The following is a 1,434-nucleotide window of genomic DNA, read 5'->3' as shown; positions in this document are numbered from 1 at the left end:
GCTAATTTAGCGATGCAGTATACATTTTTTCATTGGGGTTTTCATCCCTGGGCAATTTATACCGTCATTGGTTTGGCCCTTGCTTTTTTCCAATTCAACAAAAGATTACCAGCATCAGTGAGCTCTGCTTTTTATCCACTTTTAAAGGAAAAAATTCATGGTCCGATTGGTAAAACCATTGATATCCTTGCAGTCTTCGCAACCATCTTCGGTATAGCTACTTCTCTTGGTTTGGGTGCCATGCAAATTTCAGGTGGGCTTAATGCCTTATTTGGTATTCCAAACACTCTTCTGGTTCAAATCACCGTTATTGGCGTTGCAACYATTCTATTCTTAATCTCTATAWCCACTGGATTAGAAAARGGGATTCAATWTTTATCCAACACGGCTATGATCCTATCGTTTTTGATCATGTTCWTGGTCTTAGTACTGGGCCCGACTTCTACAATTTTCAAAGTGTTTTTTAGTACAATGGGCAGCTATGTAAGTRATTTCGTTGGTATGAGTTTAAACTTAGAGCCCTTTGGTGACAGCAAGTGGATTGGGAGTTGGACGTTATTCTATTGGGCATGGTGGATTGCATGGGCACCTTTTGTAGGCATGTTTATTGCCAGAATTTCTAAAGGAAGGACGATAAAGGAGTTTGTCATTGGCGTATTATTCGTYCCTTCACTTGGTACGTTTGCTTGGCTYTCYATMTTTGGWGGGTCAGCTCTCMATATGATYCATAACTTAGGCCATAAGGAATTAGCCACACAAATTACTTCAAATGTTGATTTATCCGTKTTTAGTTTTTTTGATTATCTACCTGCAAGTTCTTTATTAAGTATCGTAGGTTTTACAGTCATGATGATTTATTATATAACGGTAGCTGATACATCMACTTTTGTGTTGGGWATGCTAAGCGAAAGAGGTAATTTAAACCCTTCAAATAAAATTAAAATTACGTGGGGGGTCATTCAGTCAATGGTTGCCGCTGTGCTACTTTTGGCTGGTGGTTTGGAGGTACTTCAAACGGCCTCCATGGCAGCTGCATTTCCCTTTGCGATTATTATGGTTATCATGTGTTGGTCTTTATTCAAGGCTTTAAAGGAAGAGATCAAACAAGACTCTACCTCGATCCCAAAAGAAAAAATTTCTTAAGCAGTAATTCCTTCTTTTTACTTCAAATAATATAATAGACTCTCGGTTTGGTTTATATTAAGGTTAGATAACGTAAACATATGAAAACAAAGGGAACTGGAGTTAGTATAGTTTCATGGACACATTTTAGTTAAGTCCTTACAATAATTTTTGAGAGGATGTGTCTGTCTTGGAACGTAAGAATACAGGTAAAAAATATAATAATGAATTCAAGAAGACTATTGTAGATCTTTATCACTCGGGTAATTCGGTCAAAGAATTAAGCGGCGAATATGGCGTATCAGAAGTTAC

At 37.4% G+C, this 1,434-nt stretch carries 2 protein-coding genes; both read left to right on the top strand.

The features are described 5' to 3' along the window. Positions 1–1,143: BCCT family transporter (locus tag AC1DUW_RS28710; RefSeq protein WP_477644171.1), on the top strand; the 1,143-nt coding region annotated here is incomplete at its 5' end. Positions 1,144–1,312: 169 nt separating this feature from the next. Further along, a partial coding sequence (locus AC1DUW_RS28705; RefSeq protein WP_477644172.1) for a transposase occupies positions 1,313–1,434 on the top strand: 122 nt, incomplete at its 3' end.

The organism is Peribacillus sp. P4_C12, from assembly GCF_056402095.1.
The sequence above is the reverse complement of the archived record's forward strand: the minus strand, read 5'-3'. Positions and strand labels throughout refer to the sequence as shown.